The organism is Streptomyces sp. NPDC087300, assembly GCF_044744425.1.
In the GTDB taxonomy this organism is placed as follows: domain Bacteria; phylum Actinomycetota; class Actinomycetes; order Streptomycetales; family Streptomycetaceae; genus Streptomyces.
On record NZ_JBIUYI010000004.1, the window covers coordinates 617296 to 643768 of the forward strand.

The window sequence follows — 26473 nt, forward strand, 5'->3', positions numbered from 1 at the left end:
GCCCCAAGGAGCTGCCGCCCCATGCCCATTGACGCCGCCAAGGCCGTGGCCGCCGAACCCCGGTCCGCCGAGATCGCCTGGGACCACAAGGACGTCCAGCTCTACCACCTGGGCCTGGGCGCCGGACGGCCCGCCACCGACCCGGACGAGCTGCGCTACACGCTGGAGTCCAAGCTGCACGTCCTGCCCAGCTTCGCCACCGTCGCGGGCGCGGGCATGGGCGTCGTCGGCGGACTCTCCGCCCCCGGCATCGAGGTGAACCTCGCCGCGGTCCTGCACGGCGGCCAGGCCGTCACGCTGCACCGCCCCATCCCGGCCGACGGCAAGGCCACCAGCACCTCCAAGGTCGCCGCCGTGTACGACAAGGGCAAGGCGGCCATCCTCGTGCTGCGCACCGAAGTCGCCGACGCCGAGGGGCCGTTGTGGACCAGTGACGCCGAGATCTTCGTACGCGGCGAAGGCGGCTTCGGCGGCGACCGCGGCCCCTCGGCGCGGATCCCGGCCCCCGAGGGCGACCCCGACGCGGAGGTCGAGCGGCCCGTCCGTGAGGAACAGGCGCTGCTCTACCGCCTCTCCGGGGACTGGAACCCGCTGCACGCCGACCCCGAGTTCGCCAAGCTCGCCGGCTTCGACAAGCCGATCCTGCACGGCCTGTGCACCTACGGGATGACGCTCAAGGCCGTGGTGGACACGCTGCTCGGCGGCGACGTCTCCCGGGTGCGGAGCTACCGCACGCGCTTCACCGGGGTCGTCTTCCCCGGCGAGACCCTGCGGATCCGCATGTGGCGCACCGAGGGCCGCGTCCAGGCCACGGTGACGGCGGTCGAGCGGGACGACGCGCCCGTACTCGCCGACACCGTCGTCGAACACTCTTGACCAGTCGGCGACTGGTCGGTCAGCGATTTCGATCAGTCAGTTTTGATCAGTCAGTGAGGGGAGCCGCACCATGCGCGCAGCCGTACTGCACGAGATAGGCCAGGACAAGCTGGAGGTCCTCGACGACGTCGAGGCGGCGGGCTTCGGTCCGGGCAAGGTGAAGATCAGGGTCCGGGCCACCGGACTCTGCCACTCCGACGTCTCCGCGATGAACGGCGTGCTGCCGCAGCCCGCCCCCTTCGTCCCCGGACACGAGGGCGCCGGCGAGATCATCGACGTGGGCGACGGCGTGACCGGGCTCGCCCAGGGCGACCGGGTGCTGCTGTGCTGGCTGCCCGCCTGCGGCGCCTGTCCCGCCTGCAAGCGCGGCCAGACCCAGCTGTGCCTCGCCGGGTTCATGAACGCGGGCACCCCCAACTTCAAGCGCCCCGGCGGAGACGTCTTCGGCTTCGCGGGCACCGGCACCTTCACCGAGGAGGTCGTCGTCGACGCCGGATGCGCCGTGCCCATCCCCGACGACGTGCCCTTCGACATCGCGGCGCTGATCGGCTGCGGCGTCACCACCGGGCTCGGCGCGGCCATCAACACCGCGGACGTGGCGGCCGGTTCGTCGGTCGCCGTGATCGGCTGCGGCGGCGTCGGCATCTCCGCCATCCAGGGCGCCAGGCTCAAGGGCGCGGCCCAGATCGTCGCCGTCGACCCCGTCGCGTCCCGCCGCGAGGCCGCCCTCAAGTTCGGCGCGACCGAGGCGGTCGCCCCGGACGAACTGGCCGACGCCAAACAGCGGATCACCGCGGGCGAGGGCTTCGACTACGTCTTCGAGGTCGTCGGCAAGTCCGCCACCGCCCGCACGGCGTACGAGACGACCCGACGCGGCGGCACCCTCTGCGTGGTCGGCGCGGGCGCCATGGACGACCACCTCCAGCTCAACATGTTCGAGCTGTTCTTCGACGAGAAGAAGATCCTGCCGTCCATGTACGGCGGCGGCGACGTCCTGACCTCCTACGAGCGGGCCATCGCGCTGTGGCGGGCGGGCCGCATCGACCTGGAGGGCCTGATCACGCACCGCGTGCAGCTCGCCGAGATCAACGAGGCGCTCGACCAGATGCGTACGGGCGCGGCCCTGCGCACCTGCATCGAGATCTGAACCACGCGGCGGCCCCGACCGCCCAGCTCTGAGAGGACTTTGATGTCACTGCCACTTGACGGCCTGTCCGCGATCGTCACCGGGGCGGGCCGTGGCCTCGGCCGCGCCGAGGCGCTGGAACTGGCCCGCCTCGGCGCGAGCGTCGTCGTCAACGACTTCGGGCAGCCGGGCCGCGACGGCTCGGGCGAGGCGTCCGCGACGCCCGCCGAGGAGGTCGCCGCCGAGATCCGGGCGGCGGGCGGCCGGGCGGTCGCCCACACCGGGGACGTCGCGGACCACGAACAGGCCCGCGCACTCGTCCAGTTGGCGATCGAGACGTACGGGAAGCTGGACGTCCTGGTCAACAACGCGGGCATCCTGCGGGACCGGATGATCTTCTCGATGAGCGAGGCCGAGTGGGACTCGGTCATCCACGTCCACCTCAAGGGCCACTTCAACACCACGCACTTCGCGGCCGCGCACTGGCGCGAGCGCTCCAAGGCGGCGGGCGGCCCGGTGTACGGGCGGATCGTCAACACCTCGTCCGAGGCGTACCTGGCAGGTTCGGCGGGCCAGCCCAACTACGCGGCGGCCAAGGGCGGCATCGTCGGACTCACCACGTCGACGGCGCTCGCGCTCGCCAAGTACGGGGTGACCGCCAACGCCATCTGCCCGCGCGCCCGTACCCGGATGACCGAGGACGTCTTCGCGGGCTTCGCGGAGCCGGGCGCCGACCAGCTCGACCCGCTGGCACCCGAGCACGTCTCGCCGCTGGTGGGCTATCTGGCCTCGCCCGCCGCCGCCAAGGTCAACGGGCAGCTCCTCGTGGTGCACGGCGGCATGGTCGCCGTCGTCGAACGGCCCAAGGTGGCGGCCAAGTTCGACTCGGCCAAGGAGACGTTCACGTTCGACGAGCTGGACGAGCTGATCTCCCCGTACTACGCGGACCGGCCGCCCAACGAGACGTTCGCGGCGGCGGAGGTGCTCGGCCTCAAACGGGGCTAGCGCGCGGCAGAAACGGACAGGCCGCGGGCACGGACAAGCGGCGGGCACGGACAAGCTGTCGACGCGGACAAGCTGTCGGCACGGACAAGACGAGGGGCCCGGCACCATCGGTGCCGGGCCCCTCCTCCGAGCGCGTCGGGTCAGGACGTCTCGTCCTGCTTGCGGTGACGCCCCCGCGGCGCCGTGGCCTCGTCGTGCTCGGCCAGCTGGCCCCGGTGCCGGCCGGCACCGGAAAGGCGGGCGGCGAGACCGGAACGCGCGGGCGGCGCTTCCTGCGGCTCGGTGTTCGGCTGGGTCTCCGTACTGGTCTCGGTCGTCATCAAACTACTCACCCCGTAAGAAGATCGTTCGTACAGCCGGGCGAGTCTAACCGCCCGCCGTACGCCCGGTGAGAGGCGCCTGCTGCAACGGCACGGGCCGCGCCATCGCGGGCCTCGGCGGATCCTCCGCGACCGCCGAAGGACCCCGCCGCGAGCCGCCCGGATCCGCGTCGGGCGGGACGGCCGACGGCGCCGCGTCGAGGCGCGCGACCCCGCACGGCGCCGCGTCCGTCGCATACGGCAGACAGAGTTGGCCCTCCCGCGTCCACCACCCCGAACCGGTCAACCAGCCCTCCGGCGGCGCCAGTTGGCGCAGCTTGCGCTCGGCGGGCCGCCAGGTGCCCAGCCAGCTGCCCGCGGGCCCGTCGATCCGCAGCGCCACCGCGCAGGCCTCCGGCGTGAGCACCTGGCCCGGCTGGATCGCGAACGGCGAGAGCGCGGGACCCGACGGGCGCAGGCACTCGGGGAAGCGCACCGGGCGCGTACCGCCGAGGACGCCCCAGCCGATGCGGTCCTCGCCGGGGGCGTCCGAGCGCAGCAGCAGCAGTCCGCTGTCCCGGTCGGCGAGCAGCAGCCGGTCGTCGCTCTCCTCGGAGATCTGGAGCAGCGGGGAGACCTCGCCGCCGCGCTCCAGGTCGACCGCGACCGTCTTGGTGCGCCCGTCCAGCTCACGGTCCAGGGCGAGCAGCCGGTCCGTGCCGTCCAGCCAGACACCGCCCGAGCAGCGCCCGGGGACCTCCGCCAGGTGCTCGGGCCCGAAGGCGCCGCCCGCCACCAGCCAGACCGCCGACGAACGCTCGCCGGGCGCGACGGCGTAGGCGCGGGTGCCGCCGGGCGCGGGCGGCAGCAGGCTCAGCTCGCCGCACTCCACGGCCCCCAGCTGCACCTCGCCGGTGCCGGGGCCCGTCGGATAGAGCAGCGTGAAGGTGTGCCTGCCGTCCACCACGCGGTGGATCAGGACGCGGCCGTCGGTCATCGGCAGCACCTGGGTGCCCGGCTCCTCGGGCTGGTTGCCGGGCAGCGGCACCGCGAAGGGCTCCGCCGAGCCGAGCGTCCAGCGCTCGGGGAACCAGGAGTCCGGCGCGCCCCCGCCGCGGGCCAGGCGTGCCGCGTACGACCCGTCCGCCGCGATCGTGCAGCCCGCCGTGCGGGTGGGGCCCGGGGACGGGGCCGGCGCGGGTGGCGCTGTCGTCATCGTGGGTGACACCTCCGGCCCCGAAGCTAGTTTTCGCACGCGCTGACCTGGCACCTGTGGCTGTTCTCTTCACACAGAAGGGTGGCGATGTGACGATTCGCCTGAGCTCGCGGGCGCGGTTGTGCTGCGCCGGGGGCGGTTGTGCCGTACGGGACGGCTCCGCTTAAAGTTAGGTGAACCTAAGCTCGGTCGGATCCGAGCAGCTCATCCCCTGGAGTCCCGATGTCCGTGTCTGTCCGGCCCCTCCGTTCCGTGCGGCGCCACCGCCGAGGCGTCACCGCCGTAGCCCTCGCCGCGACCGCCGCGCTGACCCTCGCGGCCTGCGGGTCGGGCGACGACGGCTCGGGCAAGTCCGAGAACGGCAGCGGCAGCAAGGCCGTCGCCCAGGGCGGCGACGACTTCGCCAAGGCCGCCGAGCAGACCGCGAAGATGGGCACCACGGCCAAGGCCGGCGAGTTCCCGCGCACGATCACGCACGCCCGCGGCAAGACCGAGCTCAAGCAGCAGCCCAAGCGCGTCGTGGTCCTCGACGTCGGCGAGCTCGACAACGTCGTCTCGCTCGGCGTCAAGCCGGTCGGCTACGCCCCCACCGAGGGCGACGACGGCGTCCCCGGGTACCTGAAGAAGGAGGCCGGCAGCCCCAAGGACGTCGGCACGATCAACTCCCTCAACCTGGAAGCCATCGCGAACCTCAAGCCCGACCTGATCCTCGGCAGCGAGCTGCGCGCCGCCAAGCTCTACCCGCAGCTCGCCAAGATCGCCCCGACGGTCTTCTCGATCCGCCCCGGCTTCACGTGGAAGGAGAACTACCTCCTGAACGCGGCCGCGCTCGACAAGACCGCCAAGGCCAAGGAGGAGCTCGCCGCGTACGAGAAGAAGGCGAAGGCCCTCGGCAAGGAGATCGGCGCCGCCGACGGCGGCAAGAAGCCGACGATCACGATGCTCCGCTACATGCCGGACCGCATCCGCCTCTACGCCAAGGCGTCCTTCATCGGCACGATCCTCGACGACACCGGCCTCCCGCGCCCCAAGAACCAGCAGGTCAACGACCTCGCCACGGAGATCAGTCCGGAGAAGATCGACCAGGCCGACGCGGACTGGATCTTCACCGGCGTCTACGGCGACGCGACCAAGACGGGCCGCTCCGGCGCCGAGAAGAACCCCCTGTGGAAGAAGCTCGACGCGGTGAAGAAGGGCCAGGCGAAGGACGTCCCGGACGAGACGTGGTACCTGGGTCTCGGAGTCACCGCGGCGAACTCGGTCCTGGACGACCTGAAGAAGAACCTCGCCGCGTAGGTCGGGCTCCGTAGGGGCGCGGGGAACTGCGCGCTCAGCCAGCGAAAAGCCGCAGACGCGTCTGCCGAGTCCCGAGCAGACGCGTCTGCGGCTTGTTCGTGGTCGCTCGCGCAGTTCCCCGCGCCCCTGACGGGGCACTCCGTAGCGCCCCGGCTGCGGGCAGTAACACGCGACATGCCGAGCGCAGCGGGAAGGTAGCCTTTCTCCGTGCCCCGTCTGTCAGAAGTAATCGCCGCGCTCGACGCCCTGTGGCCCGCCGAACTGGCCGAGAGCTGGGACGCGGTCGGCACGGTCTGCGGCGACCCCGACACCGAGGTGTCGCGCGTCCTGTTCGCCGTCGACCCCGTCCAGGAGATCGCCGACGAGGCGGTCAGCATCGGCGCCCAGCTCCTGGTCACCCACCACCCGCTCTACCTGCGCGGTACGACCACGGTCGCGGCGTCCACCTTCAAGGGCCGCGTCGTCCACGACCTGATCAAGAACGACATCGCGCTGCACGTCGCGCACACCAACGCCGACCGCGCCGACCCGGGCGTCTCCGACGCGCTCGCGGGCGCTCTCGACCTGCGGGTCGTACGCCCCCTCGTGCCGGACCCCGCCGACCAGCGGGGCCGTCGCGGGCTCGGCAGGATCTGCGAGCTCGAACACCCCCTGACCCTGGGCGAACTCGCCGAGCGCGCCGCGAAGCGGCTGCCCGCCACCGCGCAGGGCATCAGGGTCGCGGGCGACCCGGAGCAGCTCGTCCGCACCGTCGCGGTCAGCGGCGGCTCCGGCGACAGCCTCTTCGACGACGTGCGGGCCGCGGGCGTCGACGCCTTCCTCACCGCGGACCTGCGCCACCACCCGGCGTCCGAGGCCCGCGAGCGCACGCCCCTCGCGCTGCTCGACGCCGCGCACTGGGCCACCGAGTGGCCCTGGTGCGAGCTGGCCGCAGCCCAGCTCGACGAGATTTCCGACCGTCACGGATGGGGCCTTCGCGTCCACGTCTCCAAGACGGTCACCGACCCCTGGACCGCCCACGCGGCGTCCTCCCCTTCTCAATCCTCTGGAGCCCCCAACTGAACGCCGCGCCCGCCGACCAGATCCGACTGCTCGACGTCCAGGCCCTGGACGTACGCCTGCAGCAGCTCGCGCACAAGAAGAAGTCGCTGCCCGAGCACGCCGAGATCGAGTCGCTGAACAAGGACCTCGCGCAGCTGCGCGACCTGCTCGTCGCCGCGACGACGGAGGAGAGCGACTGCGCCCGCGAGCAGACCAAGGCGGAGCAGGACGTCGACCAGGTCCGCCAGCGCGCCAACCGTGACCAGCAGCGCCTGGACTCGGGTGCGGTCACCTCGCCCAAGGACCTGGAGAACCTCCAGAAGGAGATCGCCTCGCTCGCCAAGCGCCAGGGCGACCTGGAGGACGTCGTCCTGGAGGTCATGGAGCGCCGCGAGTCCGCGCAGGAGCGGGTCGGCGAGCTCACCGAGCGCGTCTCCTCGGTCCAGTCCAAGACCGACGACGCGACCGGCCGCCGTGACGCCGCCTTCGAGGAGATCGACGGCGAGGCCGGCACGGTCGGCAAGGAGCGCGAGGTCGTGGCGGGTTCGGTCCCGGCCGATCTGCTCAAGCTCTACGACAAGCTCCGCGAGAAGGAGGGCGGCATCGGCGCGGCCAAGCTCTACCAGCGCCGCTGCGAGGGCTGCCGCCTGGAACTCAACATCACCGAGGTCAACGAGGTGAAGGCCGCGTCCCCCGACACCGTGGTGCGCTGCGAGAACTGCCGCCGCATCCTGGTCCGTACGTCCGAGTCCGGCCTGTAAGGACCCCTGTCCATGCGCGAGTTCATCGTCGAGGCCGACGGCGGCTCCCGGGGCAACCCGGGGCCCGCGGGCTACGGCTCAGTGGTCATCGACGCCGCCACGGGGGAGACCCTGACGGAGGCCGCCGAGTACATCGGCGTCGCGACGAACAACGTCGCCGAGTACAAGGGCCTGGTGGCCGGCCTCAAGGCGGCCCACCAGCTGGACCCGGCCGCCTCGGTGCACGTGCGCATGGACTCCAAGCTCGTCGTCGAGCAGATGTCGGGGCGCTGGAAGATCAAGCACCCCGACATGAAGCCGCTCGCCGCCGAGGCCGCGCGGATCTACCCGTCGTCGCAGGTGACGTACGAGTGGATCCCGCGCGAGAAGAACAAGCACGCCGACCGGCTCGCCAACGAGGCGATGGACGCGGGCAAGCGGGGCGGGCAGTGGTCGCCGTCGGCGTCGACGGCCGAACTCGACGCGAGGGCCGCGCGCTCGGCGGCCGAGCCCGAGCCGACAGGTCCTCCCGGGGACGCGGCGGCGGGCGCGGCGCGGGCACGGGCGGCTCTGACGACGAGGTCCCGGGGCGACGCCCCCGCCGCTGACACCGCCCCGGCGGTGGCCGACACCCGCGCCGCGCGCAACGTGGCGGCGCCGCCCGTCGGCTGGGCGGCACCCGCCGACCTGGGAGCCCCCGCGACCTTCGTACTGCTGCGGCACGGCGAGACGCCGCTCACGCCCGAGAAGCGGTTCTCCGGCAGCGGCGGTTCCGACCCCTCGCTCTCGGACGTGGGCCGCGAGCAGGCCGAACGGGCCGCGGCCGCGCTCGCCGCGCGCGGCACGATCCAGGCGATCGTCTCCTCGCCGCTCAAGCGCTGCCAGGAGACCGCACACACCGTCGCCGCCCGTCTCGGACTCGACGTGCACCTCGAAGAGGGCCTGCGCGAGACGGACTTCGGGGCGTGGGAGGGGCTGACGTTCGGCGAGGTGCGCGAGCGCCGGCCGGAGGAGCTGAACGCCTGGCTGGCCTCACCGAAGGTGGCGCCGCCGGGCGGCGAGTCGTTCGCCGCGGTCTCGCGCCGGGTGTCGGCCGCACGCGACCGCCTGACCGCGCGTCACGCGGGCCGCACGGTCCTGCTCGTCACGCACGTCACGCCGATCAAGACGCTGGTGCGGCTCGCGCTCGGCGCCCCGCCGGAGTCCCTGTTCCGCATGGAACTCTCGGCGGCGTCGGTCTCGGCGGTGGCGTACTACGCGGACGGCAACGCGTCGGTACGGCTCCTCAACGACACCTCGCACCTGCGCTGAGCCGCGCGACGAACCCGCGGGGCTAGCGCAGCGCCGCCGCCTCGCGGGCCAGGGCCTCGACCCGGTCCCAGTCCTTCGCCGCGACCGCGTCGGCGGGCAGCATCCAACTCCCGCCCACGCAGCCGACGTTCTTGAGCGCCAGGTAGGAGGGCGCGGAGGCCGGGGTGATCCCGCCGGTGGGGCAGAAGCGGGCCTGCGGCAGCGGCGCGCCGAGCGACTTCAGGTAGGCGGTGCCGCCCGCGGCCTCGGCGGGGAAGAACTTCATCTCCCGTACGCCGCGTTCGAGCAGCGCCACGACCTCGGAGGTCGTCGAGACGCCCGGCAGGAACGGCACTCCGGAGCCCTGCATCGCGTCGAGCAGCGAGTCCGTCCAGCCCGGACTGACCAGGAAGCGGGCGCCCGCCTCCACGGAGTCGGAGACGTTCCGCGGCGAGATGACGGTGCCCGCGCCGACCACCGCGTCGGGCACCTCGGCGGCGATGGCCGAGATCGCGTCGAGCGCGACGGGCGTGCGCAGGGTCACCTCGATCGCGGGCAGCCCGCCCGCGACCAGGGCACGCGCCATCGGCACGGCGTCGTCGAGGTCATCGACGACGACCACGGGGACGACGGGGGCGAGATCGAGCACGGAGGGCACTGAGGAGGTCATAAGGGCATCCTGCACCGGTGTGAGCAGCATGCGCAAAGGGCGTTGCGCATGCTGCAACGGCGGCGCTTGGCCCCCTCAGTGAATCTCGCGGACGACCACGTCCAGCGCCCACGGCTTGCCCGGCTTGGCCGGGGCCTCGGCCTCCACGACGTGGCCCAGGTCCCGCAGGGCCTCGACCAGCTCGGCCGGGTCCTTCGGCCGGGCGCCCGTGGTGAGCAGGGAGCGGACGATCCGCCCCTTCGTGGCCTTGTTGAAGTGCGACACGACGGACCGCTTCTCGGCCCCCGTACTCGGGTCGACCTGCGCGTGCAGCACCCGCACCGTCGCCGTCCGCCCCGCGAGCTCGCCCTTGGGCTTCCAGGCCGCCGCGTACGCCGACGAGCGCAGGTCGAGGACGAGCCCGTCGCCCGCGGCCTCGGGCATGACGTCAGCCATCGGCGTACGCCAGTGGGCGCCGAGAGCCCCGAGCCCCGGCAGCTTCACGCCCATCGAGCAGCGGTAGGACGGGATCTTGTCGGCCACGCCGACGGCGCCCCACAGGCCGGAGAAGACCAGCAGCGAACGGGACGCGCGGCGCTTGGCTGTGGCGTCAAGGGTGGCGAGGTCCAGGGCGTCGTACAGGACGCCCGTGTAGATCTCCCCGGCGGGCCGCGCGCCCGCCGTGCGCAGCTCGACGTTCTTCGCGACCTCGCCGCGCAGGCCCTCGCTCAGGCCGAGTACGTCCCGCGCCTTCTCCTCGTCGGCGGCGCACAGCTCGACCAGCTCGTCCAGCACCGCCTGCCGGGCGGCGGCCAGTCCTCGCAGGGACAGCGACTCCGGCTTGAGCGGCGTGCCCCTGCCGGAGGGGGCCTTGCCTTCGGACGGCGGGAGCAGGACGAGCACGGTGGACTCCTTGGGCGGTGCGGGGTGGGGGGTGCGGCCCCTTCCCCGAAGGGTACGGGCTCCTTGCGACGGCCCTGCCCCGCCGCTTCGCGCCGGATTCTTTCCCACCCGCCCACCCGTTTCTCCGCGCCGATGGGTGGCCAGTAGGGGCCGGTGGCTGCTGTCGCGCCTCGGCTGCGTCTCGGGGCGGGGCCGCGGCGGTATGTCCGTCCTCGCTATCCCGGTGAGCCGTCGTGGTCATGCACCTCGGTACGCGGCCACTTGTGCTCCGGGCAGACATACCGCCACGTCCCCTCCGGTCTCGCTCGCGGCTGCGGGACGGTGGGACACCGGGTGGACTAGGGGCATCGGCGCAGTCCGGGGTGTATGGAAGCAATCCGCACCGGGGCGCGGTCGTGGGACCGGGGCATCGGCGCGGTCCGGGTGTATGGAGGTCGGCCCCCGCCGGGCCGCGGTCGCGCAGCCGTCCTGAGGGGACGTGGGGGTATGTGCGAACGGAGCACAAGTGGCCACCGAGGCAAGGAAGCAAGTCCAAGTAGCCCCTGCCCCGGGATAGCGAGTACGCACATACCCCCGCGGCCCCGCCCCAGAGACGAACGAAGCGCACTCGCCCCAGCCCAACCCAGCCGGCACCCCACCAAACAAACCCCAACCGGGCCAGCGACGCGCCCGCACCGGCAGACGCCCCCAGCCACACACCTACGCGACCCCACACCCGCCAAACGAACCCCAGGCGCGACCGCGCACGTGCCGACACCCCCGCCGCGTCCTACGCTCGGTGCATGCCACGGCGTCACCTTCACATGGCCGGTGCGGCGGAGGCCCCCCTGCGGGCCGCGCTGCGTGATCTGCGGGCGGAGCTGGATGTTCCCGAGGGGTTTCCCGGCGACGTGCTCGCGGAGGTGGAGCGTGCCCTCGCGGCGCCCCGGCTGCCCGAGCACGACGCCACGGACATTCCGCTGTTCACCATCGACCCGCCCACCTCCGTCGACCTCGACCAGGCCATGCACCTGTCCCGCCGCGAAGGCGGTGGATTCCGGGTGCGGTACGCGATCGCCGACGTCGCCGCGTACGTCACGCCGGGCACCCCGCTGGACGCCGAGGCGCACCGGCGCGTCACCACCCTCTACTTCCCCGACGAGAAGGTCCCGCTGCACCCCACCGCCCTGAGCGAGGGCGCCGCCAGCCTGTTGCCAGGGCAGACCTGCCCCGCGGTCCTGTGGACGGTCGACCTGGATGCGGACGGGCGCGCCGAACGGACCGATGTGCGTCGGGCTCTCGTACGCAGCCGGGCCAAGCTCGACTACGACGGGGTGCAGCGGGCCATCGACGACGGCACGGCGGAGGAGCCCGTCGCCCTGCTGCGGGACATCGGGGAGCTGCGCGAGGGGCTGGAGGTCGAGCGGGGCGGCATCTCGCTCAACGTGCCCGAGCAGGAGATCGTCGAGCGGGCGGGACGGTACGAACTCGCCTTCCGCGCTCCGCTGCCCGCCGACGGCTGGAACGCCCAGATCTCCCTGCTCACCGGCATGGCCGCCGCCCAGCTCATGATCGACTCGGGGACGGGCATCCTGCGGACCCTGCCGACCGCCCCCGACGGCGCGGTGGGCAGGCTGCGCCGTACCGCGAGGGCGCTGCGCATCGAGTGGCCGCACCACGTGCCGTACGCGGAGCTCGTACGCTCGCTCGACCCGCGCCTGTCCCACCACGCCGCGTTCCTCCAGGAGTGCACGACGCTGCTGCGCGGCGCGGGCTACACGGCGTTCAGCGGCGGCGCGGTCCCCGAACTCACCACGCACGCGGCCGTCGCCGCTCCCTACGCCCACTGCACCGCGCCGCTGCGCCGTCTCGTCGACCGGTACGCGTCCGAGCTCTGCGTCGCGGCCTGCGCGGACGCGGGCGTTCCGCAGTGGGTGCTCGGTGCGCTCGACGCGTTGCCCAAGGAGATGGCGGACGGCACCCGGCGCGGCAACACCGTGGAGCGCGCCTGCGTGGACATCGTCGAGGCCGCGCTGCTCAAGGAGCGGGTCGGCGAGATCTTCGACGCGGTGGTGGTGGACGTGAAGGAGGGTGAACCGGCCGTCGGGACCGTGCAGTTGGCCGATCCGGCGGTGGTGGCCCGGATCGAGGGCGGTGCGGCGAAGCTGCCGCTGGGGGAGCGGCTGAGGGTCAGGCTCACGCAGGCGGACCCCGGTTCGGCGAAGGTTCAGTTCGCGCCCGCGTGAGGGGCGGCCCCGGTTCCCGCGCCCGAGGGGCCGGGCAGGGCCGCGAGCCGTTCCCGCAGCGCCGTGGCGAGCCGGTCGGGCTCGTCGGCGTGCAGGCGTACCGTCGTCACCTCGCGCTGTTTTCCCAGGAGTCCGGTGGTGGTGACCGGCCCGGCGAGCTCCAGGGTGAGGGACGTCGTCGAGGCGACCGGCAGGTCGAGGACGCCGGCGGCGGGTTCGTGCGTGAATCTGCGCTCGGAGCGTACGGCCGTGATCAGTGCGAGCGGTATCCGCAGATCCCGGTGCGCGCCCTGGCGCACCCGCAGCGCGTCCGGCGACAGGACGTGCGGCCGGGTCACCGAAGCGGCGTGGAGGCCGATCATCAGGATCACGCCGTAGACGTCGACGACCAGCATCACGGCGTGGGCCGTCGGCCAGTTGCGCAGCAGTACGGCCATCCCGAACGACTCGACGACACAGACGAACGTCAGGCCGTACATGATCGCCGCCTGGCCGCGGGCGTGCCCGAAGGCCAGGTCGCCCGCGTGCCGGACGCCGTGTCTGCGGCGCGTCACCCACAGCGACAGGCTGACCAGGATGCGCAGTTCGTGCCCGACGAGCCGCCGCACGGGCGTCGGTGTGAGCGTCTTGAGCGTGTTCATCGTGGTCCTCCCTCTTCGGGGCGGTCGGCCGCCCGCTCGGCGAGCAGGGCCATCGCGCGCTGCACGGCCGCGGCCTGCGCGGGCGCGAAGTCGGCGAGGAAGGCTTCGAGGAAGCCCTCGCCGCGGACCGCGCGGCCCTCGGCGAAGGCCTGCGCGCCCGCGCTGCCGAGATCCGTCAGGAGTGTGGCGGGCAGGGCGTCGGCGAGTGTCCGCGCGGCGTCCTCCACGGCGTCCCGGGTGGCCGGGTCCGCGAGGTCGGCGTCGGCGAGCGCGTCGAGCCGCGCGTACACGGCGTGGGCCCGCTCCACCGCCTGCGGCGAGCCGAGCGCGGGGCGGAGCGCGGTGAGGAAGGCCGCGCGGTCCTCGGGGGACGCGGTGGTGTCGAACAGGGCGAGGAACTCCCTGTCCTTCGCGGCCATCGCGGACTCCGGCCCGGTGTGCCCCGCTGTCGCACGGGACAACTCGCCGAAGAAGTCGGCCAGTTCGGCGGAGACGGGTCCCTCGGGCGAGAGCCGTCCGCGCTCCGCGTCGTCGAGCAGGGTGCGCAGCCGTGCCCTGCGCTCGCGGATGGCGGCCTCCTCGCGGGCGAGGTCGGCGTCGAGTTCGGCGAGGACCTCGGCGAGCTCGCGGCCCGCGTCGTCGGCGAGCACGTCCCGTACCTCGGTGAGCCCGAGGCCGAGCCCGGTGAGCCGCCGGACGCGGGCCAGGGCGACGGCGTGCCGCAGCCCGTACTCGCGGTAGCCGTTGGGCCGCCGTTCGGGCTCGGGCAGCAGGCCCAGGTGGTGGTAGTGCCTGATGGCACGGGTGGTGACGCCGACGAGGCCGGCGAGTTCTCCGATCCGCATGACCCCAGTAGAAACGTTGACGCTGCGGCAAGGTCAAGGAGGCCCCGGCGGGCTGGCGGGAGGTTTCTCCGACGGACGGACCCTTGACGGCTAACTGCGTTAGCCCTACTGTTCTAGCTAACGCAGTTAGCCGAACGTTCCGGGCTACGTCGAGCCGCGAGGAGGACCTCATGAACAACACCTTGACCCCGGCCCCGACCACCGCCCCGACCTCGGCCGCCGCCGACCGGGCGCCCGCCCCCGCCCCCACCGCCGTGCGGGCCCTCGCCGTCACCCGCCGCGTCGCCTGGTTCGCCAACGCCCTCTTCTGGTCGGCCTTCGCCGTGCTCGAAGGCGTCAACCACGGCTGGCTCGCCGGACTGCTCGCCGGGCTCTTCTTCATCGCCCCCGACCTGACCTTCCTGGTGGCCGTGCGCGACGCGCCGAAGATGGCCCACGGCCAGCTCCCGCCCCGCGCCGTCCCGTACTACAACGCGGCCCACCGGGCCCTGGTCCCCCTCGCGCTCATGGCCCTCTACACCTTCACGCCCGTCGCCTGGGCCCCCGCGTTCGCCGCCCTGTGCGGCTGGCTCGCCCACATCTCGTACGATCGCGCCTTCGGCTATGGACTCCGTACGAAGGAAGGCTTCCAGCGTGGCTGACCAGCAACGGGCGCACGATCTCCCGACGTGGGGGGAGCACCTCACCCCCCGTGCCCGGGAGATCGTCGCCGCCGCGCGGGAACTCCTCGAGGAGTCCGGCGCGGAGAAGCTCACGATGCGCTCGCTCGCCGACCGGCTCGGCATCAAGGCGCCCTCCCTCTACAAGCACTTCCCCGACAAGTCGGCGGTGGAGGTCGAGCTGATCGCGCAGATGCTCGACGAGTCCGCGCGGGCCTGTGAGGAGGCGGAGGCGGCGACGCCGGGCTCGCTCGAAGCGCTGACCGACGCGTACCGCGCGTACGCCCTGGGCCACCCGCACCTCTACCGCCTCGCCACCGAACGCCCGCTCCCGCGCCACGCCCTGCCCCAGGGCCTGGAGGACCGGGCCGCGGCCCCCCTCATGCGGGCCTGCGCCGGCGACGTCGACCTCGCGCGGGCCGCGTGGGCGTTCGCACACGGCATGGTCATCCTGGAGATCCACGGCCGCTTTCCCGACGGCGTCGACCTCGGCGCGGCATGGCGGACGGGGGCGCGCGCGTTGGACCGGTGAGGGCGGGCGACGGAGCGATCCGCATCTGGCGAGTGATGTGAGTCACGTCGGCTGGACCTCAAGTGAGGTTGAGGACACAGGCTTCTGGTCATCGGGGCGATTACTTCGCGGTCGCCCGGGACCTGCGCTTATTGAGGAGTCTGTGATGACTGACAACCGTGTCGTGGTGGTCACCGGTGCGACCGGCAAGCAGGGCGGCGCCACCGCCCGCGCCCTGCTGTCCCGCGGCTGGGCCGTACATGCGCTGGTGCGTGATCCCGGCAAGGCGGAGGCTCGGGCGCTGAAGGAGGCGGGGGCCGTGCTGGTGCGCGGCGATCTCGACGACGCGGCCTCGCTGGATGCTGCGCTGGCGGGGGCGTACGGCGTCTTCAGCGTGCAGACCTTCGCCGGGCCCGACGGCTTCGCCGGCGAGACGCGGCAGGGCAAGGCGGTCGCGGACGCGGCGGCGCGGGCGGGCGTCGCGCACTTCGTCTACAGCTCCGTGGACGGCGCCGACCGGCCCGGCGAGGTGCGGCACTTCGCGAGCAAGGGCGAGGTCGAGCGGCACATCGAGGCGCTCGGGCTGCCGGCCACGGTGCTGCGACCGTCCTTCTTCATCACCAACTTCGAAGGACTCGGACCGCGGTGGGCCGACGGCGAGCTGGTGCTCACCCTGGCACTGGCGCCGGAGACCCGGTTGCAGATGATCACTCCCGGGGACATCGGGGCCATCGCCGCGGCCGCTTTCGACGCACCCGCCGACTACCTGGGGCGCACCATCGAGATCGCCGGAGACGAGGTGACCGGCCCTCAGATGGCCGAGATCTTCGGCCGCGCCGCGGGCCGTCCGGTGCGCTTCGACGCCCAGCCCGTCGAGCAGGTACGGGCCCACAGCGCGGAGATGGGGGCCATGTTCGACTGGTTCAACACCGTGGGCTTCCGCGCCGACCTGCCCGCGCTGCGCGAGCGCCACCCCGAACTGACCAGCCTGGACGCGTGGGTGAGCGAGCGGTGGACGGTCCCGGCCGAGCCGGTGCCAGCCACGTGACGTCACGCCGCGCTGCTGATGGCTGCGGCCCGAAAGAGCGAACGCCTCGGCGCGCGCCGCCTCACCGGGCCCGGCCTCGGCCTCGCGGGCGTCGCCGTGCTGACCGTGCCGCACCTCACGGCGGCGACGCCTGGTCGCTCGCGGAGGCGCCGGATCCTTCCTGGCCACGGCGCGGGCCCGCGGCGCACGGCGGGTACCATGGTCGGCACGGCAGACGAGCCGGGCGGACGGCCGCGTGAAGACCCCTTCGGGGGCCCTTCCCGAGGAACGTCCGGGCTCCACAGGGCAAGGTGGTGGCTAACAGCCACCCGGGGTGACCCGCGGGACAGTGCCACAGAGAACAGACCGCCGAGGGCTCCGGCCCCCGGTAAGGGTGAAACGGTGGTGTAAGAGACCACCAGCGCCTGAGGTGACTCAGGCGGCTAGGTAAACCCCACCTGGAGCAAGGTCAAGAGGAAGCACCTCCTCTCAGGAGAAGGCGCTTCTGCGCGGACGTTCGAGGGCTGCCCGCCCGAGTCCGCGGGTAGACCGCACGAGGCCGGCAGCAATGCCGGCCCTAGATGGATGGCCGTCTCCCCGGCCGCCGCGAGGCGACCGGGCGACAGAACCCGGCGTACAGCCCGACTCGTCTGCCGCTTCCTCCGCCCCGACCAGGGTTTCCCTGTGGTCGGGGCCGTTCTTCGTTGTGGCGCGGGCGCGGTGTCAGCTCTGCTCGGTCTTGAGGTGCTGGGTGAGCTGGTGGAGCACGGCCCACGAGTCGGGGTCGGTGCCGTCGCTCAGGGGGTAGTGGAGTGCGGGCCGGGACCGGGGGCCGAGCTGGACGGGACGGGGGCCGGCCGGCGGGTGCAGGGCACGAGACAGGCCGGTGCTGTCCGCCGCGTCGGGGCCGAGGGTGAAGGAGACGGGAATCGGCGGGGCCTCGAGCCTGGGTGGGACCGTGAGGTCCCTGCGGGCGGCGCGGAGTGTGGTGAGCATCGAGGTCAGGCCGTGCGCGGTGGAGAGGACCTCGGCCAGCGGGGTGATGGCCGTCAGGGGCAGCTCCTCATCGGCGGCGTAGCCGAGCGTGAGGGTGATGTGTTCTTCGATGCCCGCCGAGGTGTGAACGATGCGGGCGGTGGCGATGCACGGGCGGTCGGGGGTGCCGATGGCGGTCAGCCAGGTGGGGGCCGATCGCCGGGCACGAGCCCGCGCCAGTTCGGTCAGTTGGCGGGTGGACCAGGGCAGGCTGATGGGCTCGGCGGTGGACCAGCCCGCCGGTGGGGCGCCGGTGAGGGCTCTCCATGCCGCTTCCATGGCCGTACCGAGGCAGAGGTGTTCGTCGACGGCGTGCGTGGTCTGCAGGGAGAGGCTCAGCTGGCGCTCGCCGGAGGACGCGGCCGCCTCGGGAGGCGCAGGAGGCGCGAAGGCCTCCGCGACCCGGGGCCGGCCCTTCGCCGTTTCCACCGGCGCGAACTGGCCGTCCTGCCAACGGAGCTGAACGCCGGACAGTCCGTCGTAATAGCCGCATTCGGGGTCCTGGACCACCCAGCGATTGGGGTGGCCGTGCAGAGCAGCACGGGTGGGGAGCGTGAGCCGGGTGTGGGGCGGGGTGACGATCTGCAGGGCCAGATCCTCCTCGGCGGTCACGCGCAACGCGTCGGCGAGCCAACTCGACATGGGGACCACGGGACGATCCTGGATCACCACCGCGGCCTTGTCGGTGAGTACGTCGACCGCGGGGGGCGCGGCCGCCGGGGCGCTGAGCACGCTGACCGGGTCGGCCGCGACGGGGACGACCTCGGTGTGGGCGGCCCGCGGAGGCCAGACGCCGCCACCGAGGATCGCTGCCAGCCGTCCGGCGAAGGAACCGGCGAGTCGCTCGCCCTCCTCGGCCCGGGTGGATGCGCGAGCCTCGGTCCACCAGAATGGGCCGTCGGGTGCGGGGACTTCGGTGCCGAGGAGACGCTGCAACTCACCGGGCAGATGCACCAGCAGCGGAGCCTCCACGGACACCAGGGGGCGGCCGTCGGCCGCGCGGAGCTGGACCACGGCTCCCTGCGCCAGAGTGTCCACGCCCAGGTCAGGACCGCCCGCGAAGAGCCCGGCGAGCACGGTCTTGATGTCGGGCATCCTCGGAGTGAAGGCGATGACGTCCGTGGTCACGAGTGCGGATTCTCCAGGGTGACGGCCTCGGCGGCCAGGGCGGTCTGTACGACTTGGTGGCGGCGCCCCCGCCGCACCAGTGTGCCGCGTCCCGGGGGCTGGGCCGAGGCGTAGAGGCCGGGGAAGAGCTGGCCCTCGGTGCGGTCGCCGGTCATGAGCAGGGCGGTCGTGCCGGTTTCGCGCAGGGTGGTGAGGAAGGGGTCGTACAGGGCGCGGGCAGATCCGGCGACGCGGCGGGTGACGACGAAGTGCAGGCCGATGTCTTGGGCGGAGGAGATGTAGGGCAGGAAGGGGGCCAGGGGCTGCTGGCCCGCGGTGGTCAGGATGTCGTAGTCGTCGACGAGGATGACGATGCGCGGACCGCTGAAGGAGGGTCCGACGTCGGCGGCGTCCGGGTCGGCGGTCTCCGGCAGACGCTTCTCCAGTTCGCCCGAGATACCGGTGGCGAGTGCCGCGGCCAGCTTGGGGTTGTGGGCGTAGCCGCCGCGGTAGGGCTCGGGAATGTGACCGCGCAGGCCGCGGCGCGGGTCGAAGACGCCGAAGACCAGTTCCTTGTCGCCGTAGCGGTCGATGAGCTGCTGGGTGATCAGCTTGAGCAGATTGGTCTTGCCGCATTCGTTGTCGCCGAGGACGAGCAGGTGTTGATCCTCTTCGAAGAGATCGAGCAGGGCCGGTGCGAGGGCGTCCTGGTCGACGCCGACCGGCACGCGGGTCGGCTCGGTCGTCGTCCCGGGCAGGTCGGCGGCGGGCAGAGCGGTGGGCAGTACCCGTACGGGGGCGGCGAGTTCGCCGTGCCAGCCGGCCCGGAGCGTACGCGCGGCACGCTCCAGAGCGGGGCCGAGATCGTCGGTGGCGGGGACGTTGTCGATGCGCGGCAGCGCCACCTGCGCGAAGAGTTTCCCGTCGGTGAGGACGCGGCCCGGGGTGTCGGGGGAGAGCGTCTCGGAGAGCTTGCGGTCGACGGAGGAGTCGGAGGGGTCGTTCAGGCGCAGTTCGACGCGGGTGCCGAACATGGACTGGGTGGCGATGCGCACATCGTTCCAGCGCAGCATGCCCGCCACGATGTGGATCCCGTAGCCGCTGCCCCGCTTGAGGAGGTCGGCGACGGTGTCGTCGAGCTCGGCGAACTCGTCGCGCAGCGCGCCGAATCCGTCGATGAGCAGCACGATGTCGGTGGAGCCGAGCTCCGGCAGTTCGCCCCGGGCCCGCAGGTGACGCAGCTGGTCGACGGAGTCGATGCCGTGGACGCGGAAGAGCTCTTCGCGCAGTGCGAGCTGGGTGCCGACCTCGGCCACCGTCCGGGCGGCGCGTTCGTGGTCGGCGCGGCCCGCGATTCCGCCGACGTGCGGCAGCCCGGCCAGTGCGGCGAGCCCGCCGCCCACCAGGTCAAGGCCGTAGACGGCGACGTCGCTCGGTGTATGGGTCAGGGCCAGCGAGAGGGCGAGGGTACGCAGCAGGGTGGTCTTGCCGGACTGTGGCCCGCCGATGACGGCGGTGTGTCCGCCGGCGACGGTGAGGTCGAGCTCCCAGGGTGCCTGCCACTGCCTGGCCGGGTCGTCCAGCACACCCAGCGGCACCCGCATCGCCCCGCCCCGGTGCGCCAGATGCAGCCCGCGCTCGGATGCCTGGACGGGGCCCGCGGCGGTGGCGAGCGTGACGGCGTCGGGCAGCGGCGGCAGCCAGATCCGACGGACGGGCGGTGCGGCGGCGCAGAGCTGGTCCACCATGGTCGACAGAACGGTCGCCCCGGTTTCCCGCTCGCGCATGGCGGGTTCCTCGGAGGACGCGGCCTTCCCCTTGTCGGGCATTCCGTTGTAGGCGGGGTAGGGCAGGGCGAGTGGCTCCGAGGCCGTCGCGTCGCGGAAGGCCGGACCGCGGTAGGCGCCGGAGACGTACCCCGCCTTGAAGCGCTCGTACGTCGATGTGTCGACCTTGAGGTACCCGAAGCCCGGCAGCGGCGGCAGCTGGAAAGCGTCGACCGTGTCGAGGACCGTACGGGATTCGTCCGCGGAGAAGGTCCGCAGGCCGAGCCGGTAGGACAGATACGTCTCCAGGCCCTTGAGCTTGCCGGACTCGATGCGCTGGCTGGAGAGCAGCAGGTGTACGCCGATGGAGCGGCCGATCCGGCCGATGGAGAGGAACAGGTCGATGAAGTCGGGCTTGGCGGTGAGGAGTTCACCGAACTCGTCGATGATGACGAAGAGGTGGGGCAGGGCCTCCAGGTCGGGCCGGTGCTCTCGCAGGGCGCCGTAGTGTCCGATGTCGGCGACGTTCCCCGCGTCCTTGAGGACCTGCTGGCGGCGCTTCACCTCGCCGGCGAGGCTGGTGTGGACGCGCTCGACGAGCCCGGCCTGGTTCTCCAGATTGGTGATGACACCGGCGACGTGCGGGAGTTCGGTGAACGGCGCGAAGGTGGCGCCACCCTTGTAGTCGACCAGGACCAGCGCCAGGTCCTGTGGCGCGTGCGTGGCGGTGAGGGCGAGGACGAGGGTCCGCAGCAGTTCGCTTTTCCCGGAGCCGGTCGCACCCACGCACAACCCGTGCGGGCCCATGCCGAGTTCGGAGGATTCCTTGAGGTCCAGGAGCACCGGCTCGTGCCGGTCGCTCAGACCGATGGGAACGCGCAGGAAGTCCCGTTCGCCGCGCGGCGCCCACAGCCGTGCCAGATCGAGCACGGCCGGGTCGTCGATGCCGAGCAGCTCGGGGAAGTCCACGGGCCCGGAGATCGGGGTGCCCTCCGCGGCCGATTCGGCCGACAGCCGGAGCGGGGCCAGCATCCGGGCGAGCCCTTCGGCACTCGCGATGCTCATCGCATCGGTGGTGCCGCGACCGGGCGGGTCGTCGGGAGAGCGGAGGTCTTCGACGATCACCTGGTCGCCGTGGACCGTGATGCGGACGCTGACCTGATCGGGCTCATGCACCTGCTGCTCAAGGAGGTGCAGCACGGTCACGCCCATCCCGGCGAGGTCAACTGCCATGTCCGGGCGCGGCAGTTCGACGGCTGCGCTGCCGTGGCAGTCGCTGACGGCGAGCAGTCGCTCGGACATCCGCAGCGCGTGGCGGTCGGAGAGTCCGCGACGTACCTCTGCCGCGTAGGAGGCGCGGCGCCGCAGGTCCGAGGCGCACTGGCGGGCGAGCGCGTCGAGGTCCTGAGCGATGCGTCGGGCGGCGAGCGGCCCGTCCTCCTGCTGTGCGTCGAGCACGTGGGGCAGCCATTTCGCCCACTCCCACTGGGCCAGCCGGTCGCCGGGCACGCTGAGCGCCATGGCGACATCGTCCGGTGCGTGGGTCACCGCGGCCTGGACCAGCAGGGCGCGGGCCACGCGCAGTACGTCATCCCGCTCCCCGATGATGCTGACGTTGCCCGCCCGGTCCAGCGGCGCCAGCAGCGGGAAGTCGGTCGAGGTGGTGAAGCGGTGCTGCAGCGCGCGCGCCTCGTTCAGCATGAAGGGGTCGGGCGGCGTCAGCACGCCGCCGGCGGAGTTCTGGCCGATCGCCAGCTTCTGCACGGGTACGTCACCGGTACCGAGCCGTACGCTCAGGAAGTCGCCGTCAAGACGGCGCCGCTCCCACAGCCGCGCCGGGTCGCGCACCAGGTCGTACAGCGCGGCGGGCGGTGGATTGAGGATCCGCGCCCGATGCCGCAACTCCTTCTCCGCGGAACCGAGTTCCTCGCGCTGCTCCTCGACGTACTCCAGATAGCGCTCGCGCTGAGTACGCCGGGTCCGCTGGGCCTTGCCCCGCTGGGACAGGAACAGCGCCACCGCACCCAACAGCGCGAAGACGAGGACGATGGCGCCGACGGCGGCGAACTGGCTGTTGCGGATGACCGTCATCATGACGACCGAGCCCATGACGCCGGCCATGGGCAGCAGCGCGGTCGCCGCGTTGCCCATCTTGCCCTCGGGCAGGTTCGGCGGCGGTTCGATGACGCGCTCCACGGTGACGGCCGGCGGCCGGTGGCTGCGGGCCGGGCGATGGACGAGGTGCTTGGTCATCGGACCCGCACCGCCCGCTGCATCGCCTCGGCGGCCAGCCGGACGGCCGCCGCGCGGGAACTCTGGCCGAGCATGCCGGTGTGGATGGGGCCTCCTTGGGCCAGATGACGGTCGTAGGGAAGGGGCACCACGTTCACCCCGGTCTCCCGCAGATGCGCGGCCGCGGTCTTCAGATCGAGCGTCGTATCGGGGGAGTTCGCACTCAGCGCGACGACCGTGGTGGCCAGTGCCGAATGCGGAAGCCGGGCCAGCCAGTCCAGGACCACCCGGGTGCCGTTCACGCCCTCGGCCGTCATCGGAGCGACGACGACACGGGCGTGTGCGGTGTCCATCGCGGTGCGCGCCACCTCGCCCGGCAGCGTCTCGCAGTCCACCACGGTCACCGCGAAATAGCGACGGAGCGCCAGTGTGACGGTCCGGTAGGTGGGGACGTCGAGAGGAGCGCCGACCCGCCCTTGGCCCGCGGGCAGCAGCCACCCGCCGTCCGCGACGGGCACCAGATAGCCGGTGACATCGGTGAGCTGCATCGCCGGGCTGAGGAGCTGGGCCAGGTCCGCGCACGCCCAGCGCACCGACTCCGCACCGAGGCGCACCGGCAGCGTGCCGAGGGCGGCGTCCGCCTCCAGGGCGAGTACGGGGTCGTGCCGGTAGTGGTTGAACGTCCGGGCAAGAAGTGCGGAGACCGTGGACTTGCCCACCCCGCCCCGGATCGACGTCACGGCGATGACGCGTCCGGTGGTCACCGGCTGCTGTACCTCACGTGCCAGCCGTGTCTGGTCGGCGACCTCCTGCCCGGCCGACGCGGTCAGTCCGCGCAGGGAACGCCCGGTTCGCCGGACCACCGAATCGCCGTGCTGCGCCCGTCCGAGTGCGTGTGCCAGACGTGGGTCGACGGTCGGTACGGACTCCGGGGCGGGCATGGGGACACGCGGGTCGCGGCTGCCACCCGGCATGGGCTGTGGCGTATGCGGGCGTTGAGTCCGGGGCTCCACGGCCGAGTCCGGCCCCGGCGCCTGGTCGATGGCCGGCTGTCCGGGTGCCGTCTGTTCCGTAGCTGCCTTCCCGGTAGCCGACGGCCCTGCCGCGGAGGGGCCACCGGCTCCCAACTCCCGCAGCACGCCGCGCTGCCAGTCACTTCCCTGACCGCTGCCCTGAGCCATCCCGCACACCCCTAAGCGAAGGTGTCGAGCAGTCGCCCGAACACGCCGAAGGCCCCGATGACCAGCGGCAGCATCGCGATCACACCCATCGATTCCAGTACGTCCCCCGCCCGGCGAAGCCGCACCCGTACATGCTCGGCAGGCTCGACCGCCAGCACCACCAGGGGGATCAGCGCCAGAAGGACGAGCACCGCCAACGGCCCCGCGGCAGCCGACCGCTCGAGCCACACCACCATCAGCGCGACCGTGACGACCGTGGCGGCGACCAACAGGGCCACTACCTCGGCGACCAGGGGGAAGGCGCGTGCGCGCAGCGCGAGCACCATCGCGGTGACCACGGCGAGCAGCACGCTCCACACGGTCGGCTCGCGCAGCACCAGCCCCCCGGCTGCGGCTGCCGAGACGGCCAGCACCACCGTGGCGAGGGCCAGTCCGCGGTGCGTGGCCGTCAGCGCGGCACCCACCTGATACCGGCTCACCGACGCACCGCCCGAGCGTCGGTCGTCAAGGCCCGACAACCCTGATGCCATCAAGGCGAGTCGTGGCAGCACCCCGAGCATCACGACGGACACGACGACGAGTACCGCGCCTGTCCTGGCCTGCCCAGTGGCTGTCCCGGCGCCGTCCTGCAGGGCGATGGCCGCTTCCCAGGCCATGAGGCACCCCACGAGGGCTCCGGCACCGATCAACGCGCCGCGCCCCAGCGGCGAGAACCAGCCCAGGAGCAAGAGCGCCGCCGCGGTGCTCGCAGCCGTGCCTGCCAGCAGCACCGCTCCGGACCAGGAGCGGGCCTCGCCGAGCGTCCACGTGCCCAGCACGCCCAGGGTTCCGGCCGTCACGATGAGGGTGGCGGCCAGGCCGAGCCGCCGGACCCAGCCCAGCAGGACTCCGGCGAGAGCGGCCAGCGCACCGGCGCCGAGCAGCGCACCGCCCACGGCGGTCGGCTCGAACTCGTCGCGGGCCAGCACTCCTGCGACGAGCGCCCACACCACGGTCGCGAGACCTGCCGCCATCCGCCGCGTGGCGGGCCGCCACCGCCAGGCCCGTACGTCCAGGTCGTCGGCGGCCTCATCGGTGACGTCATGCACCACCGGCGCGGAAGGCGCGTCCTCGGCCCGGACCAGCCGCAGTACCGCGCCGTCCGGTACACCGGCCGACTCCAACGTGCTGTCGTGCGCGAGCGCCGAGCCGTCCGTGGTCACCAGATGCCGCAGCATCGGCTTTCCGCCGACCTGATCGCCCAGCAGGCGCAGTACCTCGGGAATCAGCAGGCCGATCGGCTCCTGCGAAGGAAGCACGAGGTCCACTCGGCGCTGCTCACCGACCAGAGTGACCCGGCTCAAGGCCGTACGACTCGTACCGCTCGTGCGGCTCAACGGCCCCGCAGATATCACGCGTTCGAACCTATCATCGAGAAGAAGGGCTTACGGAGGGTGAGGAGGTCGGTGCGGACGGAGAGGAAGAGGGAACGGAGGAGCTGTAAGGGCTCTTCCCGATAAGTCGATGCGAAATGAACGACCACCCCACACACCCGGCACACAACACTGCGGCAATCACGACTCCGGCGAATACTTTTCCCAACCGTTCATCGACCGTTCGCCGCTGCCGCTGAGACCCGAACAACAGGGCATCCCGCAGTCGTCGACGCCGCACCGACACCGACTCCAGCAACTGACTGTCGTAATCCTGGGCTGCCACGCCATCCGCTTCTGTTGAGTCAATTCACAACCGCGTCCGCCGGGCGGAAGCGAGTCAGGCACGCTATTCCTCGGCTCTCCCGCCTAGGAGTGCGCCAAGAGTGCTACGGGTTCAATGGTCGACAAGCCCCCATCGAGGACAGGGAAGAGCGTGGCGTCCTAGTGGACGCGTCCCACGGGGCTCCTTGACGGCTGCTCTGGCATGTGGCGAGGCCCCGCGCGTAGCTCAGGTGTCGATCTCGCCCGCCCAGGCGAAGTCCAGCAAAGCCTTCGGCAGGTACTCCGAGTCCACCTCGATCGGGAAGCCTCGGTCTCGTGCGAGACAGGCGATGGCCAACGGGCCGAGGGCCACGTTGCCTTCGCTGCTGATGGCGCGGTCGTCGTCCCCGCTCCAGTAGGACTTGTGCCACTTGATCGCGTCCACGAGGGCTTCGTTGAACTGGGCGTGGTCCCCACGCAGATAGCGGTAGAACAGGATGATCGGCGGATACAGGACGAACGACATCAGTTCCTGGTCAGCGTGCTGCGCTGAATCCGGGCCTGTGCCGTCCACGGCGGCCACCAAGTGGGTGCTCACGCCCTCCTGACCCAGCCAGAAGCGTTGGAGGGTCTCGACCCATGAGTAGATGTACTCATCGAACGTCGCGCCAGACTCGCGTAGCAGAGCGACGGGCACCTGGGCCAGCTCGCTCAGCCGCTCGTTCTCACGGCAGATCAGTGCAAGGTAGAAGGCCTTGACCCATGAGCTCGCGTTCACGTGAGGCTGAGGTCCGGTCGCGGGAAGGTGCCACTCCTTCTCCTTGATCCTGCACGTCACGGTGCTGCCCTCAGGTGCGGTGGCCATGGCGAACCGGGTGGAGCCCAGTTGCATGGCCGTGACCCACGCTTCCCAGGTCTCGAACTCCTCAGCGTCCGAGTCCAGTTTGCATCGCGTCTCGGCCAAGATCAGCGTCGTATCGAACACTCGCCGTCGGGACATGTCCGACCGCTCGATCCGCTCCAACATCTCGTCAGCACGCTTCGCGAGCCCCTTCAGGCCCGCTGCCGTGTCGATGTCGCCTGCAAGGCTGGGAGGGTACTCATGGCGGGGAATGTGCGTAACCAAG

23 protein-coding genes and 1 other RNA gene are annotated in these 26473 nt (G+C 72.2%); 12 read left to right on the forward strand and 12 right to left on the reverse strand.

Features of this window, described 5'->3' with window-relative positions; all coding sequences use genetic code 11:
- Positions 1 to 21: 21 nt before the first annotated feature.
- From ACIO9J_RS18570 to ACIO9J_RS18580, 3 genes are all read left to right on the forward strand, one after another.
- A complete protein-coding gene (locus ACIO9J_RS18570; RefSeq protein ID WP_402000077.1) occupies positions 22 to 876 on the forward strand; it encodes a MaoC/PaaZ C-terminal domain-containing protein in 855 nt (284 codons plus the stop codon).
- 70 nt (positions 877 to 946) lie between these two features.
- On the forward strand, positions 947 to 2023 hold the full coding sequence (locus ACIO9J_RS18575; RefSeq protein ID WP_402000080.1) for a Zn-dependent alcohol dehydrogenase: 1077 nt from the start codon (positions 947 to 949) through the stop codon (positions 2021 to 2023).
- A gap of 42 nt (positions 2024 to 2065) precedes the next feature.
- Positions 2066 to 3007 (forward strand): 3-oxoacyl-ACP reductase, encoded by a 942-nt coding sequence (locus ACIO9J_RS18580; RefSeq protein WP_402000083.1) that lies wholly within the window; start codon positions 2066 to 2068, stop codon positions 3005 to 3007.
- 140 nt (positions 3008 to 3147) lie between these two features.
- Here ACIO9J_RS18580 and ACIO9J_RS18585 read toward each other — a convergent pair whose 3' ends face one another.
- Positions 3148 to 3327: a hypothetical protein gene (locus ACIO9J_RS18585; protein WP_402000086.1), complete on the reverse strand. Its 180-nt coding sequence runs from the start codon at positions 3325 to 3327 to the stop codon at positions 3148 to 3150.
- Between the two features lie 46 nt (positions 3328 to 3373).
- Positions 3374 to 4522 carry a hypothetical protein gene (locus ACIO9J_RS18590; protein WP_402000089.1) on the reverse strand — a complete coding sequence of 383 codons (1149 nt, stop codon included), beginning with the start codon at positions 4520 to 4522 and terminating at the stop codon, positions 3374 to 3376.
- Positions 4523 to 4744: 222 nt separating this feature from the next.
- Between ACIO9J_RS18590 and ACIO9J_RS18595 the strand changes: the two genes are divergently transcribed.
- From ACIO9J_RS18595 to ACIO9J_RS18610, 4 genes are all read left to right on the forward strand, one after another.
- Positions 4745 to 5818 (forward strand): ABC transporter substrate-binding protein, encoded by a 1074-nt coding sequence (locus tag ACIO9J_RS18595; RefSeq protein WP_402000092.1) that lies wholly within the window; start codon positions 4745 to 4747, stop codon positions 5816 to 5818.
- A gap of 207 nt (positions 5819 to 6025) precedes the next feature.
- Positions 6026 to 6880 (forward strand): Nif3-like dinuclear metal center hexameric protein, encoded by an 855-nt coding sequence (locus tag ACIO9J_RS18600; RefSeq protein ID WP_402000095.1) that lies wholly within the window; start codon positions 6026 to 6028, stop codon positions 6878 to 6880.
- Positions 6877 to 7620, forward strand: coding sequence for a zinc ribbon domain-containing protein (locus tag ACIO9J_RS18605; RefSeq protein WP_402001101.1), 744 nt, complete (start codon positions 6877 to 6879; stop codon positions 7618 to 7620). The genes ACIO9J_RS18600 and ACIO9J_RS18605 overlap by 4 nt, the downstream gene beginning before the upstream one ends.
- Before the next feature lie 12 nt (positions 7621 to 7632).
- Positions 7633 to 8910 carry a bifunctional RNase H/acid phosphatase gene (locus ACIO9J_RS18610; protein ID WP_402000098.1) on the forward strand — a complete coding sequence of 426 codons (1278 nt, stop codon included), beginning with the start codon at positions 7633 to 7635 and terminating at the stop codon, positions 8908 to 8910.
- A 22-nt stretch (positions 8911 to 8932) separates the two neighbouring features.
- Here ACIO9J_RS18610 and eda read toward each other — a convergent pair whose 3' ends face one another.
- Together eda and yaaA are read right to left on the reverse strand one after the other, a co-directional pair.
- Positions 8933 to 9559, reverse strand: coding sequence for a bifunctional 4-hydroxy-2-oxoglutarate aldolase/2-dehydro-3-deoxy-phosphogluconate aldolase (gene eda, locus ACIO9J_RS18615; protein ID WP_402000101.1), 627 nt, complete (start codon positions 9557 to 9559; stop codon positions 8933 to 8935).
- A gap of 75 nt (positions 9560 to 9634) precedes the next feature.
- Positions 9635 to 10441, reverse strand: a complete 807-nt coding sequence (gene yaaA, locus ACIO9J_RS18620) for a peroxide stress protein YaaA (protein ID WP_402000104.1) — start codon at positions 10439 to 10441, stop codon at positions 9635 to 9637.
- A gap of 782 nt (positions 10442 to 11223) precedes the next feature.
- Between yaaA and ACIO9J_RS18625 the strand changes: the two genes are divergently transcribed.
- The gene (locus ACIO9J_RS18625) at positions 11224 to 12666 is read left to right on the forward strand and encodes an RNB domain-containing ribonuclease (protein WP_402000107.1); all 1443 of its coding nucleotides are present in this window, start codon (positions 11224 to 11226) and stop codon (positions 12664 to 12666) included.
- Here ACIO9J_RS18625 and ACIO9J_RS18630 read toward each other — a convergent pair.
- Both ACIO9J_RS18630 and ACIO9J_RS18635 read right to left on the reverse strand, forming a co-directional pair.
- Positions 12648 to 13307: a hypothetical protein gene (locus tag ACIO9J_RS18630; protein ID WP_402000110.1), complete on the reverse strand. Its 660-nt coding sequence runs from the start codon at positions 13305 to 13307 to the stop codon at positions 12648 to 12650. The two genes, ACIO9J_RS18625 and ACIO9J_RS18630, sit on opposite strands and share 19 nt — an antisense overlap.
- Positions 13304 to 14152: a MerR family transcriptional regulator gene (locus ACIO9J_RS18635; RefSeq protein ID WP_402000113.1), complete on the reverse strand. Its 849-nt coding sequence runs from the start codon at positions 14150 to 14152 to the stop codon at positions 13304 to 13306. The genes ACIO9J_RS18630 and ACIO9J_RS18635 overlap by 4 nt, the downstream gene beginning before the upstream one ends.
- A gap of 170 nt (positions 14153 to 14322) precedes the next feature.
- Between ACIO9J_RS18635 and ACIO9J_RS18640 the strand changes: the two genes are divergently transcribed.
- The 4 genes from ACIO9J_RS18640 (at position 14323) to rnpB (ending at position 17002) form a co-directional block, all read left to right on the forward strand.
- On the forward strand, positions 14323 to 14793 hold the full coding sequence (locus tag ACIO9J_RS18640; RefSeq protein ID WP_402000116.1) for a DUF4260 family protein: 471 nt from the start codon (positions 14323 to 14325) through the stop codon (positions 14791 to 14793).
- Entirely contained in the window at positions 14786 to 15343 is a 558-nt protein-coding gene (locus ACIO9J_RS18645; RefSeq protein ID WP_402000119.1) for a TetR/AcrR family transcriptional regulator, read from the forward strand. Before ACIO9J_RS18640 ends, ACIO9J_RS18645 begins: the two co-directional genes overlap by 8 nt.
- A 145-nt stretch (positions 15344 to 15488) precedes the next feature.
- Positions 15489 to 16370: an NmrA family NAD(P)-binding protein gene (locus ACIO9J_RS18650; RefSeq protein ID WP_402000122.1), complete on the forward strand. Its 882-nt coding sequence runs from the start codon at positions 15489 to 15491 to the stop codon at positions 16368 to 16370.
- A 215-nt stretch (positions 16371 to 16585) separates the two neighbouring features.
- An RNA gene (gene rnpB, locus ACIO9J_RS18655) (RNase P RNA component class A) lies at positions 16586 to 17002 on the forward strand.
- A gap of 70 nt (positions 17003 to 17072) precedes the next feature.
- Here the strand turns inward: rnpB and ACIO9J_RS18660 are convergent.
- The 6 genes from ACIO9J_RS18660 to ACIO9J_RS18685 form a co-directional block, all read right to left on the reverse strand.
- The gene (locus ACIO9J_RS18660; RefSeq protein WP_402000125.1) at positions 17073 to 18512 is read right to left on the reverse strand and encodes a DUF6177 family protein; all 1440 of its coding nucleotides are present in this window, start codon (positions 18510 to 18512) and stop codon (positions 17073 to 17075) included.
- Complete coding sequence (eccCa, locus tag ACIO9J_RS18665) at positions 18509 to 22510, reverse strand: type VII secretion protein EccCa (protein ID WP_402000128.1); 4002 nt, start codon at positions 22508 to 22510, stop codon at positions 18509 to 18511. The genes ACIO9J_RS18660 and eccCa overlap by 4 nt, the downstream gene beginning before the upstream one ends.
- Positions 22507 to 23463 carry a type VII secretion protein gene (locus tag ACIO9J_RS18670; protein ID WP_402000131.1) on the reverse strand — a complete coding sequence of 319 codons (957 nt, stop codon included), beginning with the start codon at positions 23461 to 23463 and terminating at the stop codon, positions 22507 to 22509. Before ACIO9J_RS18670 ends, eccCa begins: the two co-directional genes overlap by 4 nt.
- Positions 23464 to 23681: 218 nt before the next feature.
- A complete protein-coding gene (eccD, locus tag ACIO9J_RS18675; protein WP_402000134.1) occupies positions 23682 to 25013 on the reverse strand; it encodes a type VII secretion integral membrane protein EccD in 1332 nt (443 codons plus the stop codon).
- A gap of 64 nt (positions 25014 to 25077) precedes the next feature.
- Positions 25078 to 25368 carry a hypothetical protein gene (locus ACIO9J_RS18680; RefSeq protein ID WP_402000137.1) on the reverse strand — a complete coding sequence of 97 codons (291 nt, stop codon included), beginning with the start codon at positions 25366 to 25368 and terminating at the stop codon, positions 25078 to 25080.
- Positions 25369 to 25593: 225 nt separating this feature from the next.
- Positions 25594 to 26472, reverse strand: coding sequence for an immunity 49 family protein (locus ACIO9J_RS18685; RefSeq protein WP_402000140.1), 879 nt, complete (start codon positions 26470 to 26472; stop codon positions 25594 to 25596).
- Position 26473: the final 1 nt, after the last annotated feature.

Bases quoted from the DNA above. Each gene is read 5' to 3' on its own strand.
- ACIO9J_RS18570 (WP_402000077.1), top strand. From the start codon at position 22: ATGCCCATTGACGCCGCCAAGGCCGTGGCCGCCGAACCCCGGTCCGCC.
- ACIO9J_RS18575 (WP_402000080.1), top strand. From the start codon at position 947: ATGCGCGCAGCCGTACTGCACGAGATAGGCCAGGACAAGCTGGAGGTC.
- ACIO9J_RS18580 (WP_402000083.1), top strand. From the start codon at position 2,066: ATGTCACTGCCACTTGACGGCCTGTCCGCGATCGTCACCGGGGCGGGC.
- ACIO9J_RS18585 (WP_402000086.1), bottom strand. From the start codon at position 3,327: ATGACGACCGAGACCAGTACGGAGACCCAGCCGAACACCGAGCCGCAG.
- ACIO9J_RS18590 (WP_402000089.1), bottom strand. From the start codon at position 4,522: ATGACGACAGCGCCACCCGCGCCGGCCCCGTCCCCGGGCCCCACCCGC.
- ACIO9J_RS18595 (WP_402000092.1), top strand. From the start codon at position 4,745: ATGTCCGTGTCTGTCCGGCCCCTCCGTTCCGTGCGGCGCCACCGCCGA.
- ACIO9J_RS18610 (WP_402000098.1), top strand. From the start codon at position 7,633: ATGCGCGAGTTCATCGTCGAGGCCGACGGCGGCTCCCGGGGCAACCCG.
- eda (WP_402000101.1), bottom strand. From the start codon at position 9,559: ATGACCTCCTCAGTGCCCTCCGTGCTCGATCTCGCCCCCGTCGTCCCC.
- ACIO9J_RS18625 (WP_402000107.1), top strand. From the start codon at position 11,224: ATGCCACGGCGTCACCTTCACATGGCCGGTGCGGCGGAGGCCCCCCTG.
- ACIO9J_RS18630 (WP_402000110.1), bottom strand. From the start codon at position 13,307: ATGAACACGCTCAAGACGCTCACACCGACGCCCGTGCGGCGGCTCGTC.
- ACIO9J_RS18635 (WP_402000113.1), bottom strand. From the start codon at position 14,152: ATGCGGATCGGAGAACTCGCCGGCCTCGTCGGCGTCACCACCCGTGCC.
- ACIO9J_RS18640 (WP_402000116.1), top strand. From the start codon at position 14,323: ATGAACAACACCTTGACCCCGGCCCCGACCACCGCCCCGACCTCGGCC.
- ACIO9J_RS18650 (WP_402000122.1), top strand. From the start codon at position 15,489: ATGACTGACAACCGTGTCGTGGTGGTCACCGGTGCGACCGGCAAGCAG.
- eccCa (WP_402000128.1), bottom strand. From the start codon at position 22,510: ATGACCAAGCACCTCGTCCATCGCCCGGCCCGCAGCCACCGGCCGCCG.
- ACIO9J_RS18670 (WP_402000131.1), bottom strand. From the start codon at position 23,463: ATGCCGGGTGGCAGCCGCGACCCGCGTGTCCCCATGCCCGCCCCGGAG.